Annotated in this window: 21 protein-coding genes; 6 read left to right on the top strand and 15 right to left on the bottom strand. The window is 38.5% G+C overall.

The features are described 5' to 3' along the window. The first annotated feature begins 5 nt into the window (after positions 1-5). Together BM056_RS15535 and BM056_RS15530 are read left to right on the top strand one after the other, a co-directional pair. Positions 6-701, top strand: a complete 696-nt coding sequence (locus BM056_RS15535) for a response regulator transcription factor (protein WP_092472349.1) — start codon at positions 6-8, stop codon at positions 699-701. Continuing rightward, positions 698-2,068, top strand: coding sequence for a sensor histidine kinase (locus BM056_RS15530; protein WP_092472348.1), 1,371 nt, complete (start codon positions 698-700; stop codon positions 2,066-2,068). Before BM056_RS15535 ends, BM056_RS15530 begins: the two co-directional genes overlap by 4 nt. A 574-nt stretch (positions 2,069-2,642) precedes the next feature. Here the strand turns inward: BM056_RS15530 and BM056_RS15520 are convergent. The 9 genes from BM056_RS15520 to BM056_RS15485 form a co-directional block, all read right to left on the bottom strand. After that, positions 2,643-3,281, bottom strand: a complete 639-nt coding sequence (locus BM056_RS15520; RefSeq protein ID WP_092472347.1) for a hypothetical protein — start codon at positions 3,279-3,281, stop codon at positions 2,643-2,645. Beyond that, complete coding sequence (locus BM056_RS15515) at positions 3,268-4,425, bottom strand: hypothetical protein (protein WP_092472346.1); 1,158 nt, start codon at positions 4,423-4,425, stop codon at positions 3,268-3,270. Before BM056_RS15515 ends, BM056_RS15520 begins: the two co-directional genes overlap by 14 nt. 24 nt (positions 4,426-4,449) lie before the next feature. Next, the gene (locus tag BM056_RS15510; protein ID WP_092472345.1) at positions 4,450-5,502 is read right to left on the bottom strand and encodes an IS1096 element passenger TnpR family protein; all 1,053 of its coding nucleotides are present in this window, start codon (positions 5,500-5,502) and stop codon (positions 4,450-4,452) included. A 17-nt stretch (positions 5,503-5,519) separates the two neighbouring features. Continuing rightward, positions 5,520-6,035 (bottom strand): YkgJ family cysteine cluster protein, encoded by a 516-nt coding sequence (locus BM056_RS15505; protein ID WP_092472344.1) that lies wholly within the window; start codon positions 6,033-6,035, stop codon positions 5,520-5,522. 127 nt (positions 6,036-6,162) lie between these two features. Next, positions 6,163-6,390, bottom strand: coding sequence for a hypothetical protein (locus tag BM056_RS27770; RefSeq protein WP_435050971.1), 228 nt, complete (start codon positions 6,388-6,390; stop codon positions 6,163-6,165). Between the two features lie 35 nt (positions 6,391-6,425). Further along, positions 6,426-6,914, bottom strand: a complete 489-nt coding sequence (locus BM056_RS15500) for a KilA-N domain-containing protein (protein ID WP_435050970.1) — start codon at positions 6,912-6,914, stop codon at positions 6,426-6,428. 61 nt (positions 6,915-6,975) lie between these two features. Beyond that, on the bottom strand, positions 6,976-7,188 hold the full coding sequence (locus tag BM056_RS15495; RefSeq protein ID WP_092472343.1) for a KTSC domain-containing protein: 213 nt from the start codon (positions 7,186-7,188) through the stop codon (positions 6,976-6,978). 17 nt (positions 7,189-7,205) lie between these two features. Next, positions 7,206-8,609: an ATP-binding protein gene (locus BM056_RS15490; protein ID WP_207648202.1), complete on the bottom strand. Its 1,404-nt coding sequence runs from the start codon at positions 8,607-8,609 to the stop codon at positions 7,206-7,208. 222 nt (positions 8,610-8,831) lie between these two features. Then, entirely contained in the window at positions 8,832-9,563 is a 732-nt protein-coding gene (locus BM056_RS15485) for a KilA-N domain-containing protein (RefSeq protein ID WP_092472341.1), read from the bottom strand. Between the two features lie 309 nt (positions 9,564-9,872). Here BM056_RS15485 and BM056_RS26930 point away from each other — a divergent pair, with 309 nt between their 5' ends. The 4 genes from BM056_RS26930 to BM056_RS15470 all read left to right on the top strand — a co-directional run bounded on the left by BM056_RS26930 (position 9,873) and on the right by BM056_RS15470 (position 12,491). Then, positions 9,873-9,974, top strand: coding sequence for a MerR family DNA-binding transcriptional regulator (locus tag BM056_RS26930; RefSeq protein ID WP_238456485.1), 102 nt, complete (start codon positions 9,873-9,875; stop codon positions 9,972-9,974). 226 nt (positions 9,975-10,200) lie between these two features. Further along, positions 10,201-11,169, top strand: coding sequence for a helix-turn-helix transcriptional regulator (locus BM056_RS15480; RefSeq protein ID WP_092472340.1), 969 nt, complete (start codon positions 10,201-10,203; stop codon positions 11,167-11,169). Between the two features lie 213 nt (positions 11,170-11,382). Then, positions 11,383-11,892, top strand: a complete 510-nt coding sequence (locus tag BM056_RS15475) for a MerR family transcriptional regulator (RefSeq protein ID WP_092472339.1) — start codon at positions 11,383-11,385, stop codon at positions 11,890-11,892. Between the two features lie 83 nt (positions 11,893-11,975). Next, on the top strand, positions 11,976-12,491 hold the full coding sequence (locus BM056_RS15470) for a nuclear transport factor 2 family protein (protein WP_207648201.1): 516 nt from the start codon (positions 11,976-11,978) through the stop codon (positions 12,489-12,491). Positions 12,492-12,836: 345 nt separating this feature from the next. Here BM056_RS15470 and BM056_RS15465 read toward each other — a convergent pair whose 3' ends face one another. The 6 genes from BM056_RS15465 to BM056_RS15450 all read right to left on the bottom strand — a co-directional run bounded on the left by BM056_RS15465 (position 12,837) and on the right by BM056_RS15450 (position 19,057). Continuing rightward, positions 12,837-14,762 (bottom strand): ATP-binding protein, encoded by a 1,926-nt coding sequence (locus tag BM056_RS15465; protein WP_092472338.1) that lies wholly within the window; start codon positions 14,760-14,762, stop codon positions 12,837-12,839. 171 nt (positions 14,763-14,933) lie between these two features. Continuing rightward, positions 14,934-15,947, bottom strand: a complete 1,014-nt coding sequence (locus tag BM056_RS26655) for an HNH endonuclease (RefSeq protein WP_092472337.1) — start codon at positions 15,945-15,947, stop codon at positions 14,934-14,936. A 92-nt stretch (positions 15,948-16,039) separates the two neighbouring features. Then, a complete protein-coding gene (locus BM056_RS26925) occupies positions 16,040-16,906 on the bottom strand; it encodes a recombinase zinc beta ribbon domain-containing protein (RefSeq protein ID WP_274377559.1) in 867 nt (288 codons plus the stop codon). Positions 16,907-16,911: 5 nt separating this feature from the next. Beyond that, positions 16,912-17,640 (bottom strand): recombinase family protein, encoded by a 729-nt coding sequence (locus tag BM056_RS26920; protein WP_274377553.1) that lies wholly within the window; start codon positions 17,638-17,640, stop codon positions 16,912-16,914. 59 nt (positions 17,641-17,699) lie between these two features. Then, positions 17,700-17,852: an SHOCT domain-containing protein gene (locus tag BM056_RS26290; protein WP_165613558.1), complete on the bottom strand. Its 153-nt coding sequence runs from the start codon at positions 17,850-17,852 to the stop codon at positions 17,700-17,702. Positions 17,853-17,911: 59 nt separating this feature from the next. Next, a complete protein-coding gene (locus tag BM056_RS15450) occupies positions 17,912-19,057 on the bottom strand; it encodes a hypothetical protein (RefSeq protein ID WP_092472336.1) in 1,146 nt (381 codons plus the stop codon). Positions 19,058-19,060: the final 3 nt, after the last annotated feature.

Genomic DNA, 19,060 nt, shown 5'->3' with positions numbered 1-19,060 from the left:
TCCGCGTGAAGGACAAGCCGATCCTTGTTGTGGATGACGAAATGGATTTACTGACCATGATAAGGTCAATTTTTGAACATGCCGGATTTACACAAATCATGACCGCTTCCTCCGGCGAGGCCGCCCTCCAACTGCTTGATCAGAAAATGCCCGCGATGGTAATTTTGGACGTGATGATGCCGGGCATTGACGGTTTTGAGCTTCTGAAGGAAATACGGGAAGTCAGCAAAATACCCGTTTTGATGCTAACGGCCAAAGGTGAAGCCGAGGACAAGTTTACCGGCTTTGAGCTGGGAGCCGACGATTATCTGGTCAAGCCCTTCCTGCCCAAGGAGCTGTTATTGCGTGTTCAGGCGATCTTGAAACGCGCTTATCCGGACGAAAACCGCATCGTTGAGCTGGCCGCTTCCTCCGTGGATTTGGACAAAGCAGAGGTGCGCCGTGGCGAAACGGCAACTGCTTTAACAGCAAAAGAATATGCCATTTTTCTAAAGCTCTCGGAGAATGCTGGTCGAGTGGTAACGATAGGCTCCCTGTGCCAAACCGCCTGCGGCGAGATTTGGCAGGGTTATGAAACCACTCTGATGACACATATCCGACATCTGCGCGAGAAGATCGAAGAGAATCCGTCCGTGCCGGTGTCCCTCGTCACAGTGAAGGGGCTTGGCTATAAACTCATTGTGAAGAAGGCCAAAGGATGACTGCCGTACAGCGCTTCTTTCGCAAGTATTTTCTCTCCACCATGGGTATCCTTTTGCTTTTTCTGGTGGTCAACGTCGTGCTAGGCTGCGTGATCGTCATTACTGCCGCAAACAACTCCGAAGATTCACGCCTGCCGATTCGTAAGCTGGCTGGCATGGTCACAGCTACAGACGGGAAAATTACCGCCACGCAGGAGTTCAGCGATACTTTAGCAAAAAACAACGCCTGGGCCATGCTGCTGAATGACAGCGGGACAGTCATTTGGGACGAGCGTATGCCCGATGATTTGCCGCGCAGTTATACCGTGACGCAGATCGCGCAATTCAGCCGGTGGTATTTGCAGGACTATCCCGTCTACGTGTGGGAACATCCGGCGGGTTTGTTTGTCATTGGTTATCCAAAGGACAGCATCGTCAAATATGCTTATTCGACAAGCGCCGAAGCGGTTGTGGCGGAGATTGTCGGGCCAGCCATACTTTTTGCCGCAAATATCCTGCTAATGCTCATTCTGTTCTGGCGCAACACACATAAGGTGGAAAAGGCCGTAAAGCCAATTCTCACCGGCATCGGCACGATGGCGCAGGGCAAATTAGTGGTTCTTCCGAAACGGGGAGAACTGGCGGAAATTAACACGGAGCTGAACCGTGCCGGAGAGCAACTGCAAAAGAAAGACCTTGCCCGTTCGGAATGGATCAACGGGATATCACATGACATCCGAACTCCATTGTCCATCATTCTCGGGTATGCCGGTGAAATCGAGGACGATAACACTTTACCAAGTGAAACGCAGACGCAGGCGGGCATGATCCGCAGGCAGGCAGAGAAGCTCCGCAGGCTTGTCGCGGACCTAAACCTCGCCTCCAAACTGGAATACTCCATGCAGCCCGCGACAAAAACACTTATCAGTCCGGTGGAGCTGGCGCGGCAGGTCATGAGCGACTTTATCAACAACGGTCTGAAGAAACGGTTTGCGCTGGAGCTGCGTGCCGATGCCGCAGCCGAGAAAATCATCATTGAGGGGGATAACGCACTGCTTGTCAGGATGCTCGAAAACCTGATTCAGAACAGTGTCAGCCATAACCCTGACGGCTGCAATATCTCCATCACCGTTGGAGCCGATGAAAACACCTGCATGATTAAAGTTGAAGATACGGGAAGCGGCGTTTCCGAGCCGTTATTAAAGAAACTGAATCAGGCCGAAATATCTCCGAGCACACAGAATGAAAAGGGCGAAGCGGCACATGGCATGGGTTTAAAGCTGGTCAAGCAAATTACCAAAGTACATCAGGGAAAAATCATTTTTTCAAACGCCTATCCACATGGCCTGACCGTAATAATTGGATTGCCCATCCATAACAGAATATGAGCTATAGTGGAAGCGGCGGCAAAAAAGCCGCCGTTTCCTTTTCATTTTTGGGGCAAAAGTAAGTGGGCTTAAAGATATTTTTTCAAAAACTTCTCCATATTTCTCAGCCCCTGCGCAATGGCTTCACCGACAACAGTTTTGCTGACATCCTCGGTCCTGGCAATGGCTCTCTTGCTCATGCAGGCCATAGATACGGCCTTTTTTCACATGAATATTCAGGTTAGCAACGCTTTTTTGCTCCCCGTATTGTTTGGTCAGACTTTATTCTGGTGGTTTTGGTGGTATAACTATGATCTTTTTCATAAAGTAATTCTCTGATATCTATGTAAAATGGGCAATCCCATATATTTTTCCATTAAAAAAGGACGTGAAAGTTTTCACTCCCATGTCCTCAATTTTAGTGTATTACTATTATTTTATCCTATCATTTAACTGTTTTTTCGTTGCAACAGGATTATGGATTCCACATGCCTTGAGGATACAAAAAAGATGCCGCATAAACCTGGTGGGGCCTGGGTGGGAGGATATACTTCTGACAAAAATTGTTGTTACTGAGGCATTTTTAATAAAATCTTTAATCAATGTATTCCTTCAATGCTCCTCGAAAGGCTGAGTGCCGTGGGTATCTTTCTAAATACCTGTTTATAACAATACTTTTTGCCATTTTCACACCTAATGACTCTTTTACTTCCCCCAATGCAGCTGCCAATAAAGCAACATCATTATATTTATCTCTGTATTTTCCACCTACAATTCCATCTATTCTTTTATCAATTACGGATTCCAGCCACTTAACATATGAATTCATATCATCCACAGTTATTGCATAATTTACTTTCCATAAACAAAAGATACTCCAAAATATTTCTTCACCTTTTTGCGTACTCACTTCAGTTTCAAATACAGAATTTTCTTTCATGAATACAAGGTTATTGTTCTCATTAAACCCCATCCTGTTTGAAACCTGGACTGCTATCTTTTTACTGGCTTTTCTCAGATTATTATCCGCGTATAAATACAACAGTAATAAATCTACACCATAACCGATAAAATTACCGCTCCAGCCCAATGGACTTTTCTGTTCCATACACCAGCTTTTAATCATATCAAAATGTCCCGAGAAAAAGTATAGATATTTATATTCTATATCGGTAATATTATTTTTAGCTATTTCAGATATGTGCTGATTATAGTGATTATCAGATACACGCAATTTCTATTCTTTTTTCTGCAAAATCTTTATATTCCCTTATCACTTCCCCGTCTGTAAAAAGTCTTAAATAATTAGGTATGGTTGAATTGGAGTAAAAAGCTTCATACCAACATTCCTTCATGAATTCACTATCATTTAAACAACTGGACGCCTGAGCTGTTTTCAAAGCAATTTCACCGCGTATTTTCAAATCACTTTCTATTCTATCAAGTGCCTCTTTTCCAATCTCTTTCATTTTCTCATAATTATGAGTCTTTTCGTATTCCAACAACGCAGCCAAGTAAACGGATGGATGCTCTTTATAGCCTTTTCTCGCCATTTCCAGCAAACCCTCCGTTCCTTTATAATATAATGAACCTTCCTTTAATAAACGTGCCGAAACCTCACCGCTCTGTTGCATAAGAAAATCAATCCACAATTGCAAAAATATGTCCGTACCTCTTAACTCTTCTCTACCTATCGAGAAAATGTCTTCAATATGAATCTCCTTAAAATAAGGGTATGTAAAATATGAATACAAAACACTTGCACGTTGAGCAGCCGTTTGTAATTGATAGTTTGAATACAGTACGTCTAGTGCAAGTACCTTTAAGTTTACTCCAACCAGTTTTTCATCGACCATTTCTTCAAGGCTTAATTCAAAAGAATCTCCACCATCTTCATCTTCAACGAATATTTGGGTATCCATAACCAATTTAAAAATAGTTACTGTTTCTTCATATCTGCAATCATTCATACAGTCATGCGCAAATAAAACTGCATCCTCGATTATCCTGCCAATACCTTCATTGTCCTCATATTCCCATATCCATTCACTCGACCAATATCCATTAGAATAATCTTCATATCCTTGGGCCGACAAACACAATTCGCCATTTTCTATTTTAGTAAAAATTCTCTTTATATCATTTAGCTTTTCTTTTACTTTCCCATCAGGTATTAATCTTTTATACTGAAATTTATCCTCGTATTTACTATCTTCTCGATCATCTTGATCATGGCAATCTTCAAGTAGCTGTAGAAATGACGCTCTCTTGTTTTCAGGCGTTTTTCTTGCAATATTATGCAGACATCTTCTTAATTCCTCAATGCTCATACAGTTCAGTATTTCATCTGATTTCCGAACAAATTCTTTCTGATCCATCTTACCCCCTGTATTTCAATCACACTACAATATCCTTTTATTCGCAATCTTTTTTTCACTCCATCCAAGGCTCTTTGCCCATGCACGAAGCTCATCCCTTTCATTTTTGTCTTCACTTTCATAAACAGTCCCTAAAAAATCAGCAAAGCCACTTAATCCGCCCACATCATCAAGCAAAAATACTCCGTCTTTATGGATGCAAACCGGCCTGTGCTCATTCAGCACAATTTGATTTGCATAGGCAATCTCTTCATGTGAAACAAACCCGCTTTCCAGCAGATCTTTGCAATCATTTTCCTTAGTTATGGTAATCGTCCAATTATCCCCAAAATCATACTTATAAATAAGTTCCCTTGCTACGGGAAAAAGCGTTTTTTCATCAAGCACTTCATCTTTGCCTGCCAGAACCTTACTGACTTCCAGCCGTTCCAACAAATCTTCCGTTCCACCTTCAATGATAATAGATGAATTCATTTCTTCAAGAGTCAGCTCAATCAAAGGAGCTTTGCGCAAAGTTTTAGCAGGTTCCTTGGCCTCGCCCTTTTTAGTCCGGGCTATGTAATCTTTAAATGGCTCTTTGACATCAAGCATCTTAAAATTATCCATGAGCTGCTGCACATCTCTTTTTGCAATTTCGGGATGCTCCAACTCCCCGCCATAAAAATACGGCCCGGTATATTTCTTCTTAAGCCACGCGTTTATACTGCCTTTTTCATAATCATCATCCCAGAAAATATCTTCCTCCGATTCGGACGGCGGCTGAAATAAACTTCCAACTAAATCCACCCAGCCTTTTACGGTGCCTCTGGTCAGTTTTTGATACACTTCTTCCGGCAGACGAAAACAGCGCAAGTGTGAATTTTGCCAGCCATAAAGTTTTTGTATCGCATAGTGCAGGTTATGAAGCGGCATATCGGATGGTATAAGAATATCCCTGCATATAGTCTCTCCCGTTGAAGATTCCCCATATTTTTTAAGCATTCTTTCCTGATCTTCCGTCAGATACTCATCTTTCAGTTCCAAATGAAGATAAACCGGTGTGATTTCATCTTTACTGCCTCTTATTATGTTTTTCATCTTGTTCTCCCTTCAAATCAATATCGCTGTCTACTTTTAAATCTATAAATTTCCTTTAATCTTTCAAATATCTCAAAAGCTACTGGGCATACTTCAACCACATTTAACATACTGTAAAGGCTCCATAACCTTTCCGGCTGATTTGTATACGGATAAGTTTTACAGCTTTCAGGTTTCATATCGCCCAGTTTACATTCTCCATCTTCATCCAAAAAATCACATGGCCTATGCCTGGTTTCATAGCTATATTCTCTTTCGTCGAATTCCAGAAAGATATCTTTAAACTGGTCAGTTGTTATATTCATGTATCCCGCCGCTTTTTCCAGTTCATCTTCCTGAAATGTTCCTTTATACATTTTGCAGCAGTTTCTGCATTTTCTGCAGTCATAATAAGCAAACAATTCATTATGTAATGCCAGAAATTGCTTATCCAGTTCCTCTTCATCGGCATGAATCTTCAGGAAGGAACGGAATCTGATATTGTCAGCCTCTATAGCCTTTGCTGCTTTTTTAACTTCACTCGGCTTCAGCATGTCTTCTCTTTCACCTCACATTATTAGTTTCTCTCGCAAAATCATAAGGATCTCCGCATGAGGCCTGCAGTTATCTGTTTTTTCCAATCGATAACCGCCAAGAATACTCTTTACAGCATCAGTTCAATTAAACAGCTTTAAAAACATTACAGGAACCACCGCGCCAGCGGTTTAGTGCAATGGCTAAAACCAGCAGTTGATTTAAGGTGGCATAATCTCTGATATTTCCGTTTTTATCGGAATTTTCTTCACGCCATTGTTTGGCGGTGATCCCAAACAGAGCGATATTCAGCACGTCCGCTTCACTGGCATAGGTTATGGAAATTTGATACGGAGTTAATTCTGGTGGAATCAAGTTTTCCTTAATAGCATCTGTATGAATTCTGTAGTTCAGTTTTGAGATCTCGCGATTAAGATTCCAACCCAAGGAAAGTCTGCTGCTTCGTCGTTTTTCAGCCTTTTATAGTCTTTAATTATGTAGAGCTTAAACTCTGCCGATATCCAGGAAGCAAATTCAAAAGCAATATCAGAATGAGCAAAAGTCCCGCCCGAACGTCCCGATCTGGAGACTATTCCGATTGCACTCGTATTATCTATCCATTTCTGCGGCGACAGTGTAAAAGCATTTGAACCTGCTTGTCTCCTAAAGGAGTCGAATTCGACCCCTTTAAATTTTTCATTATGTAATTGCTCCCAAAGTCCTAAAAATTCGATTGTATCCTTACTTCTCATCCAATTTTTAATGACATCTTTTGGCTCATCACTTTTATATCGTGCGATATCTGTAAGTGAAATATACTCATTTTGAAAATCTTCTGTATAGATAGTAATATCCATGCCCTTTGCATGAATCGTTTCTTTGACCGGTTTCTTGACCATTGGTATACTCCAATCTCGAAAAATTGCTATTGATTAATTGCCAGCAAATTCCCACCTATAGTTAACCAACTCGGGATTCGCGGTAATGATTTCTTATTTCTCTATTAAAATATTTACCTTTTGACTCTGAATTTCTAAACTCATACCAACTCGATTCAGGAAAATCAAAATATTGCCAGACAGCACCACTATTAAATTCTATTTCTAATGTGGATGTGTTAGGGTCAAAACCTATGCTTCTTATCATACTAGACTCAATATATTCCCTCTCCATACCTATCTCCCCTCATATCAAAATTTTTGTTCTCTTATTTTAGTTACAACAGTCTTATAATTTTCATCGTTAACGTCATGCTTTTTACACCAGCATTCAACTAACTTAGGGTCATCGCTTGTTGGTCTAGGTGAGTTTAGCTTTATTCTTACCCTTGACGGTATTTTTATTGATTCGCCAACGATTACTGCTTCACCTATCCTAAGTGAAGGGAGTAAGTTTATTAAGCTATTTAAATTATCGGGGGCTGATGATTTAACAATGGATTGATCGCCGGAATTTGTTAATCTTAGCGCAACTAATGTTCCTATCCGAGCTAAAATTGTTTCTGATATTTCAGAAGGTCTCTGTGAAATTATTAAAGCTCCAACACCAAACTTTCTTCCTTCCTTAAATATTTTCTCAACAGAACTTTTTGAGTAACTGTTATTGTCATCTTTATTTAAGTATGTATGAGCTTCTTCAAAAGCAAGTAAAAGAGGCCTATTTTTACCTGTGTATGGTTCGTTTCTGCCCCAGAACATACTATCATAAACAAAACGTGTTATAAGGCCAATAGTAATATCTAGCACTTCAAATGGCACTCCACTTAAATCAAGTATTGCCAGCTTTTTTTCGCTTCCTATCCAATCATTCAGTAAGTTATGCAAGTCTTTCGATGTTTTCTCATCTTTATATTCACCAGGATCAAAAAGAAAATCATATCTTGAATCTTTTAGTCGCGCTAAAATCTTTTTTTCGTATGCATAATATTCTTGATGCTTTGATTTATATGGTGCCTGCGTTCCCATAGTATAAGGCTCAAATTTCGCAGGGACTAAATTTTCATAATCTCCTTTATCAGTTTCTTTAGCAACATCTTTTGTTTGATCGTCTTTATTGGACTTGTCAAAAGTTGCATTTAGCCACCAATTCATTTCATGCCACACTTTTCGTGCATTAAATGGAATAGGTGAATCGGCTGTAATGAAATTAGGATTCACATCGCCGGCTTTTAGTTTAAAATTCTCTTTCTTATAAGTGCTAATAAGCTCTCGGAACATCCTGTATTCAATTTTCTGATCGTCAGTAGGTTTAGCTCCTACAAGAAAAAAAGCCAATTCATCAAAATTCATTAGCCAGAATGGAATATATAGAGGATTACTAGCATCATTGATTTTGAATACTTTGGCGTCTGGAAATGCGGAACTGTACTCGCCATGAGGGTCAACCAATATAATTCTTGACCCGGCATAATCATTTAATATAGCTTTAAGAATGCTTACGGTGGTGTTAGATTTACCACTTCCTGTCGAACCCAGAATAGCGCAATGTCGGAGAATCAGTTTATGTATATCTACATAAACGCTTAGGTTTTTGGAAGATGAATGTTTGCCAATTTCAATCTTCTCTTCATTATTTCGCCCATATATATCAAACAAGTCTTTTTCGGTTACTAAGTGGACTTCATCATTTATAGTGGGATATGTACCTATTCCCTTCTCAAATTCGCTATCCCCAATCTTCTCTCCCTATTTCCGTTTTTCTTGCCCCATCCACCCTTGAAATCATATTCACGCTCACTATTGTAATTTATGCATATTACGGGGTCATCGGAGGTCGGAAATTTCGGAGAGTTGCTTTTGGTCGCTCTTATTTGGTAGTCAGCCGTTTATGTTTTGTTTTCTGGGATTTTCTTCAAGAGACATTACTCTATGATCCTCTGTCAGCAGTTTCATTTGGCTTATAGCAATGGCATTAAGTTTTTTAAGGCGTTCGTTTTGCGATATACCCTCTCCAATAAATACAGCATTCAAGTTCTCCATATTTGATAGACAAACAAGTTGCGAGACATTAGCATAATCGCGGATATTACCTTTTAATTCAGGATTAGCGTCACGCCATTGTTTTGCAGTCATACCAAATAAAGCAACATTAAGCACATCTGCTTCACTGGCATATATCTGATTGACCTGCTGTGGAGTAAGTTGTGGTGGAATCAGATTCTCTTTAATGGCATCTGTATGGATGCGATAATTTATTTTTGCCAGATTGCGCTTGATGTCCCAGCCTAACTGCCTCTGTTCCTCGGCCTTAAGCCGCTCAAACTCTTTGATTAAATAGATTTTAAATTCAGGACTAATCCACATTCCGAATTCAAATGCAATATCTTTGTAAGCGTATGTTCCACCATAGCGTCCAGCCGTTGCTTTTAGACCAATTGCATTTGTTCTTGCAACCCATTCCTTAACGCTGATTTTATAGCTGTTCAAACCTGCTTGACTTTTGATTATGGCGAATTCGCCATAATTAAAATCAGGATTATGTATCTGTTCCCAAATACCCAAAAATTCAACTGTATTTCTATTACGTAACGGAAGTATTATTAATGACATTATCTTCCTCCAAGTAATTTTGTTTATCAACCATACGGCATATGAGCTTGTCTCTTCTTCATTTACAGGTTATGTCATCTTTTTTATCTCATCAAGGGTTATCGCCCACCAATACTCTATCCAAATCCGCAAAAACCTTGATTTATCAGGGTTTCAGCTACGTTCAATTCTCGTGACACATTCTGTATGCCTAGTATGTATCAATGTTTACCAGTAAGGTAAAATAATTAAAACCTATTGCAACTGACGTAACGTCAGGTTTTATACTTTACTTGTCGACAAATAAATCGTACGAAACGAGGCGAAAAGATGCCAAAAACTACTTGGAAAATCGGTGAGCTTGCAAGCCAGTGTAGAATAACTGTAAGAACACTGCACCATTACGATAAGGTGGGGCTGGTGTTTGGTTAGGACCAAAACGTTTGAATTGTCATTGAATGATAACGTTGATATTATCCAAGGCAGAGTAGTTTCCTTATCTGCGCTTAGTGTTTGATGTTATGTAAGCGTTGAAAATTTATATTAGGCGAGTTAAGGAATAAAATATATCCTCTCTTTTCCGCAAGTAAAATCAAGCAATGCAATTTCCATTACTCTATAATGACTATAGAGTGGTTGAAACGAGGTGAACAGACGAATGTACGAGTGGCACAAGCAAATCCAAATAATCGTTGATGAAATTGACGAGTGTATTAAAAATCGTAACGGTGAAGCAATAACGCTACGATTTCTTTCTCGCAAGTTAGGTTATTCCGAATTTCATACTACGAGAAAATTTAAGGAAATATCGGGTATGCAATTTAGGGATTATCTGCGGCATAGAAAATTAGCCTTTGCACTAAAAGAGGTTCGGGATAGTGAAAAAAGCATTTTGGATATTGCTTTTGATTATGGTTTTTCATCACATGAAGCTTTTACCAGAGCTTTCAAGGGAACATATGGTGTAACTCCAAGTGAATACCGAAAAAAGCCTATGCCTGTCGCTCTTCGTACAAAAATAAACCCTTTCGACCGCTACTTTTTCGGATTTGGAGAGATTGGTATGATGAAATCTACAGATGATGTTAAAATTTATTTTGTAACCATTCCCGCACACAAATTTTTGCACATTAAAAACTATGAGAGTAATGGGTATTGGGATTTTTGGCAAAAGCAAAGCCTTATTCCGGGACAGGACTGCGAAACAATTTGCGGCTTACTCGATAGTATCAAGGGCAAATTGGATGACGATGGTGGGAGCGAATCTAACAGCGGCAGCGGTCAGATTATGGCGTACATTAATGACCCGGACGGCAGACTCTGCGATTGGGGTATTCCACGTACAGAGTGTTATGGTGTACGTCTTCCTTTTGATTATAAAGGCGAAGTACCACCACAAATGCTTATGATTGATGTTCCCGAAGCCGAGTATATTGTTTTTGAACATGGGCCATTCGATTATGAGCAGGAAAATCGTAGTGTGGAGGAAAAGATGGAAAAGACAATGGCAACTTTTGATTTTGCAGGCACCGGTTACTGCTTTGATACTTCCCCCGGTAGAATAATTTACTTTTCATTTAATCCGGAGCGGTTTTGGAAGTATATCAGGCCAGTGCGGAAGTCATAATCAATAAAAAGCACCTGCCCAATGCGGTAGGTGCTTTACTACATATGATAACGTCCTGACACCGCTCCTTCACAGATAATGACTTCCAAGCCAGTCAAAACAGATTAAGCAGGTAAGCAAAAGGTTGCGGCTATGTGCTGATGAAGAAAATAAGCAGACTGTAGTGTTGTCTCCGCAACCATATAGCCGCATGATTAGTTGGATTATCTGCGAATGGCATTAATTCTTAGTCCCTACTTGACAGCATCTTACCACCAAATAGGTTTATTAGTGCCCTCTGAATTTAGTGAAGCTGGTCATAGGCTATACACAAAGGCTGATGTATCAAAGCTTCAGCAAATATTGTCTCTAAAACAACTGGGACTTTCCTTAGAGGAAATTCATCACTTAATTGAAAATCCTGATTATGATCCGTTGCCCGTCGTTCAAGCTCAACTCGAAATCATAAATGAACAGATAAAGTTAAAGGAAAAACTGCGCGATGAGCTTGAGCAGCTTAAAACGCTGCTGTCATTTAATCAAAATATAAGTGCAGACCAATTATTAAAAATAATGGAGTTGATCCGAATGAATGAAAATAATTATTTAACACCAGAGCGGATCGAAAAAATGAGAGCTTTCCTCAGTAGCCTTACGGAAGAAAAGAAGGCAAAGATGAGAAAGATGCTGCCGCTCGTTGATGAGACACAAAAACAGGCTTTACAGAAAAGGATCTTAAAATAGCGTGATAAGCAAACGATATCAACTTATAAACCCAATCAGTACGTTTATGCAAGATATAAGAAATATTAACGAGGAGAATTACAATGAATGAAAAAGCAGTTCAACAACAGGAGCAAGACATGACCACAGAGTTAACTAAACTTACTGATCGCGCGCAGATCAGTGAGCTACTGAGCCGTTATTGCAGTTTTGTCGATGACAAATGCTTCAATATTGCGGCAGTGGAAGCGACATTCACACCGGACGGGTGTTACGTACGTCCCAATGGTTCGGCTGCCGTCGGCCCGGAAGCCATTGCCTCTGAAGCCAAAACCTTTAGCCGCTTCCGTGCAATGCAGCATGTCACTTCCGACCATATTATCGATCTTGAAGGTGACACCGCACGACTTCGGGCCAATATGATTGCGATGCACCTATGGTCCGAAGAGGAGAGCGACCCGAGATCACTGCAAACGCATTTCGTTGCCGGAGGTATTTTTGAAGCGGTTGCAGTGCGCACTGTCGACGGATGGAGATTTAAAGAATTGAAATCACGCATTACGTGGCGAACTGGCGGGGGTATGTCCGCAGTGGCTAGGATTGGGAGTCCAAGCAACTAATGGGAATGCATCTCTTGCGGTTCTATAGGTTTCATTTTCATCCTATCATCCTTAATAATATCGAATGTCATCTATAAAATACCTCAAAAAAACGGGCTGAAAATTGCACTTTTTCAGCCCGTTTTTTGTCCATTTTTCGCCCCAAAATCGCACTCAAACCACAACATCTTGTGGTCAAAGTCTACTTTTTCTCCTTCGAACCACAATACGTCATCAGAATTATCGCTTCTACATGTGTGGAGACAGTAAAAGGAATATATTAGTCAACAGCTCCATTTTTTAACTTTTACCAGTTTACTCCTTTTGCTTAATCGATTGACAATTCTTATTTAAATTGATAATTAATTATATCTTTAATGTGAATTGCTTTGGCCCTTTAAGAACCTTGGCCACAATGTTATCACTATCTATTTTTCCATAATGTTCACATAATACATTTCTTAGGTTAAATAACCGCCTCTGTGAAGTATCAATTAGTTGGGCAAAAGTACAAACATCAACTCTTCCCCGTTCATTTTCTCCTAATTTAACAACTCTCTCAGTTTTAGGTTCAATAGTTTCACCAACAACATAGGCTCGAACAATTGTACTCTTTGCTACAAAACTACAGTTAATCAAATCCTGAACATAATATTGCGCCTGCGTTACCTCATCTCGCCCAAGTTTAAAACCGCCCCTCTTTAATTCAATAATTAAAATTTTGTCAATAACGTTTAATCCAGAATCCTCATCATAATCCTCAGTGCATACTGCTGACATCGTAGATTGGGGGAGAACGATAATATCTGGTCTTTTCCTTGCGTTTATAAATTCATTTTTTACAACTTTCTCTCCGAATAGTTCCTCAACAGCCTTTTTTAACGATGTGTTGGATACAAAATTTATTGAGTCAAATTCTACGCCAAAAAGCCACCTTGACTGAAGTATTATTGGATGCAACGTCTTAAGTTCATCAACGCTTTTATCACCACATAACCTTGATATAGCCTCTATGGTAGTTATACGTGTATCAATTTCACTTAAAACTGCTAGTATGTCACTTACCGACCATTCATCTAGCATTGTATTTAGTGCTGAAATTTCTTCTATGGACATTGTTGAGAGTTTTCTTAGTAATGCAACACCTGAACGACTTTTCTCAATATTTAACATCGCAGATACTGCCACATTAAGCACCTCTTGTGCTATATCTGGCTTTCTTTTAGTAATTTCTTTAACAAAATTTGAAACTTCATGCTGTGCAATAGGACTAGTTGAAATCAACTCGAGATCCTCCAAGTTATCTTTTAAGACTGCCATCTGGACTTCTTCTATTTCTTCCGAGTAGACTCTGTGGAATAAGTGTTTTATATATGTATTTAAGTGTTCATAAACTTCATCCATCAAATAAGAATTTTTAAAACCTGTCCAATCAGGAAGGATTTCATCAAATAAATCATCAGATTCAACAATTAAAGTATATTTCTTTGCAATTTTTCTTCGGCCATCTGCAAAAACAAATTTTCCATAGGCCCAGGAGGGTTCTCCAACAAGCCTACCCCCAACCCAAAAGGCAACACCGTGTTGCATTGTGTTTCGAGCAGTTTTAATAGATTCTACAACAGTGATCTTAAGCTCTATTTTGTTATTTATGTTAATAATTTCTTTTGTCGTATTTTTATATTCTGATAAATCAAGTTTTTTTTCGTTGATATATACATTGAACTGTGGATCATACAAAAATCTCGCTGAGAGAATATCCAACATATCTTCTGCTTTTGGAAGGTTTTTATTTGCACGCACTGATAATTTTGTACCATGTCCATCTTTTTCAAATGATTCATGCTTTAATATTATGAATGGTTGTTCATTGGCTGCAACTGAAATACTAAACTTATTACAAGTGCCATCACGCCAAGTTTCAACAACATATGTATTGTTAAAGCACAATAAACCATGCCTTCCTATGCCATTTCTGCCGTAGGCACGTCTTTTAGTTACTTTAACATCCTTAGGGAACTCAACTTCAACACCTTGGTGTTTTAATCTATTGTAAGCAAGTTTCATCCATCTCTTTAGAAACTGCTGATAAGTCATTCCAGTACCATCATCTTCTATAGTTATGTATTCGCCATCTTCTGTAGGCATAGTAATTTTGACAGTTAATGAACCGCTATCCCATGAATTTGCAATCAATTCAGTCAACGCGATATCCGGGCTACTAGTCACTTTGGAATATGTTCTACATAAATAATCTTCTTCAAATGTAGCTGCAAGCATGAGATTTTCCATTCGTACACCTCCCAACCTTGAATTATTTTTCTACACTTTCCTCTTTTTTCCTCTAAAATTCCCTAGACTAATTTATTTGGCTATTGACATTCATTACATTTAAAAAAGCAAATGCGTTGGAAATAATTTCCTCTCTACAACCAACACATTAATTGAAATTTTTTATTTTCGTCATCCAAAATGAAGTCTCCTATGGCAGTTTGGACAAACAGCGAGCGCATTATCAACAGTATCCTCTCCACCATCAGCTAATCGCACTTTATGATGAACCTCAAGGTAAGGCGTTTTATCTGCAGCCCTTAGGAATGGTGCCGCTTTACCGCATTCCTCACATATTCCATCAGCTCTTTCAAGAACCTCTGCAATTACATCAGGATTCCTTATAAAGCAAGTACTTTTCCTTTCAGCTTTTTCTGGAATATTACTCTCTCTATTATTTAGCCGTTTTTTTCTCTCCACACTAGTTAACACTCTTGATTTTTGAACTTCTCTTTCGAGAACCTCATAGTAATCTATGAGACTGTTTATATTTTCGAGCATCTTAACAATTTCGATATAGTGCTTTTCTTTTAACTCAAATAATGTCCCTCTGTGAAATCCGATAACATCACAATCACTAAGGCTATTATTGTCTTTCATTTCATTTAGCGTTAAAAATTTATCAAAATCCCTAAGTTTTTCAAACTCAACAAATACTTCGCCATCATCATTCTCATATTTATCAACCACTATACAGATTGTTGTGATTGCTTTCGTTTTTCCTGTTTCATAGGCTACAACTTTATCCCCAATGTTAATGCTTTGAAAACAACTCTCATTTTTCCTTTTGCCTCCATCTTCATTTAGGCTTGAATAGGTCTCTCTCCTTCCTACCTTCAAATCTGAAAATGACCATTCATAACCTTCAGTATCAATATTAAGCCAATAATATTTGGCTTTTTTTCTATAATCAGGATGGATTTCATATTCTCCCTTAGCAACACGAACAAAATATTTAGCATATGTTGGACTGTGAGTATTTTCTGTTGAGTTTGATAGAATAACCCTCATATGGCTTTCAGAGGGATTTAGCCCCTTACTTTTACAAAAATCTTTGACTTTCTTAAAAGTTATTGGTTCTTTAATTTCTCCATTATTAACAGCTTTAACAATTTCATATCCTAACCCTTCACCATGCTTAGCCATCAATTTACCTCCAGAAAAAGAAAGAGTAAAGCAATCGTTTGTAATGCTTTACTCTTATTCTAAGAATAATTTGGATATTTTTCAATTAATTATTATACTTCCTCCACCCTCATCCCACTCTTCAGCACAAAAATAAAATGCGTTGGCGTGAGAACTTCTATCTTCTCAACCAACGCATTAAAAATTTTATCATCGAATTCTTCCAGTAAACCCTGCCTACCGGCCAATACCTGTATAATCTCATCCACCCTTTTTCGGTAATCATCCTTCAGACTATTTTCCTTTTCCAGTTGAGCTTTTCGCCTTCGCAATTCCTCCAGTTCCTTTGATATTCTTATGTATTCCTCTTTATAAACATCTTCATCGAGGTTATTTTGAATTTGGAATTTAATTAGCCCCTTCAACTCGTTTTTAATTTTTTCTATTTGGCTGTCAAGAGCATTTATTTCTTTGTCAGTCTTTCTCTCAGACAAAACCTTTTCTATATTATCAGTTAGCGTTTTAATAAAGGCATCCTTGTTTTCATTTATTCTATTAAACACCTTGACGAAAGCATCCATTAAAACTTGTTCACCTACTGCCTTGGCATCACAGGCTCCTTTGCCGTCTACAATATAGGTTTTGCATTGCCACACTATTTTTTTATATTTGCTTGTGCTGTTCCACGTTCGCCGCTTGAAGGTATTGCCACACTTTCCGCAGTATATCTTTCCGCTAAAAGCATATTTGCTGGTATATTTGTGCCGATCGCCAACCAAATTGCCTTTTAGCAAAGCTCGCCGTTCTTTTTCATCCTGAACCATTTCAAAAACTTCTTTGGGTATTATTGGCTCGTGATTTTTTTCAATCAATACTTTTTGAACATAACCTTTATTCTCAACTCTTTTATGGGTTAGGAAATCAATGGTATAGGTTTTTTGAAGAAGTGCATCGCCATAATATTTTTCGTTTGTTAAAATACCCGTTATTGTTGTGTCCCACCATTTTGTATTGCCGATAACCGTCTTTTTCCATCTGCCATTAATCCTTTGGCGATTGCGTTATAACTTTTTCCTTCCAAGTACTCTATGAATATACGCCTAACAATTTTGGCTTCTTCTTCATTAATAATTAGTTCCCCATTTTCGTCTTTGTCGTATCCAAGAAACCTAGTCGTGTTAACTAATACCCTACCGCTCTGGAATTGCCTGGCAATCCCCCACTTTACATTTTCCGAAATGCTTCGGCTTTCATCCTGGGCTAAAGAGCTTAGAATAGTAAGCAGGACTTCTCCAGTTGTATCTAAGGTGTTGATATTTTCCTTCTCAAAGAATACGGCAATTCCTTTGTTTTTAAGCTTTCTTACGTTATTCAAACAATCAAGTGTATTCCGCGCAAACCTGGAGATTGATTTGGTTATAACGATGTCAATTTTCCCTTTCATACAATCATTAATCATTCTGTTAAAGTCATCTCTCTTTTTGGTGCTGGTTCCTGAAATACCCTCATCGGCATAAATATCAACAAAAGTCCAATCTGGATTGTTTCTAATATAGGCAATATAATAATTAACCTGTGATTCGTAACTGCTCTCCTGTTCCTTGGAGTCAGTACTAACACGGCAATAAGCACATGCCCTTTTCTTAACATTTTCAGGTAGTCCGTTAATTTCCTGCGGAGCTAACGCCGGTAAAACTCTAATATTTTTCGCCATAGGCATTCTCCTTTTCTATTCTTTTTGTGGTCACATGATATAATTGGTGTCCGGATTAATCAACTTAATCCTTGATATTCCTGGGCTTTGAAGGATTTTTTATTTTCTTTATCAATAGCCATAAACTCTTCCTCCGTAATCAGATTCATTTTTCTCAAGGAATCCAGTATATGTAAACTTAATTGATAGTTGATTAGATTTTCATTTAACAAAAGCACTTTCTCCTTTCAAATATAAAAAGAGTGGGCTTTTAAACCCACTCCACAAATTATTAAAACAATGATTTAATTTGGATTGTATATTCATTGAAAACCGAATCATCATCGGATAAAACGGCCTTCAAAATAACGTATTTATTAACATATGAACTATTGCTTGCCGCTTTTACCGTTGCACTATTGCCGGTGCTTGCAGTAATCGTTGCATATGCTGTACTAGTTCCATCTTGGTTTCTAATTGACCACACTACTGATTTATCAAAGATTTCTTCACCGTTGTCAAATATATGAGCAACATAGGATTGGCTAAACCCAATTATAACAGTGCTACTTCCAGTTATAGTTATCGAATAGCTGTGTGATATATTTTCAGTGGTTGTCACCGTAATTGAATCCAAAATAGTATCATGATATTTTAATTTTGCGGTTATTACTGCCTGTCCCAGTGAGATCCCCATCACCTGACCGCTATTATCTACGCTTACAATATTTGAATCACTGGAGGTAAATATAATTACCGGATTTTCAACTGTAGCACCGTTATCAGTAACAGTTACATTCAGCGGAAGAACATCATTTAATAGCACATTGGCAGTATCTCCGTTATCAATTGTTAAGGTATATGTATGTACTGTCTCATATTTCCATCTGTCTACGATATCGTTTTCAACATCATCATCAGCTGATATTAAATCCAATGAGCAATTTAGTTTGATAATGCCTCTCTGGGATTTATCAATGCCGGTTATTTTGAACGGCTGGTTGGTAATGTAAAATCTCTGGCTTAAACTTATGTCCCTGGTATCTAAATTGTTTTGCAGAAAGATGTTAATATTACCCGTTGGTAAAGATATGTAATTTCCCGTGGAAACATCAAATACCTTACTTTCTTCAATACAATCAAACCATTTGATATTACCAGACCAGTTGAAGGCAATTTGATAGCTGCATTTTCTGATCCTGGCTCTAAATGAATTTTCTTCTTTATCAATTTGGCTGATGGTTAAATAGTTTAAATTATTGTATTCCACTATGTCACCGGTAAAAATTTGATTCTTGCACCGGATTATTTTGTCATCGAAATAAGTTAATTTATCCACTGTATCGATTATGAGCGCAATCTGATCTACTCCATTTACCGATATGCTTTCTCCCTTTTCTAAAAGGAAAAAGTCAATCATGCTATCTATATCCTGCATCCG

Origin of the sequence: Desulfotruncus arcticus DSM 17038 (assembly GCF_900113335.1) — a bacterium.
Classification (GTDB): domain Bacteria; phylum Bacillota; class Desulfotomaculia; order Desulfotomaculales; family Desulfallaceae; genus Desulfotruncus; species Desulfotruncus arcticus.
This window is presented reverse-complemented; position numbering and strand designations above follow the sequence as displayed.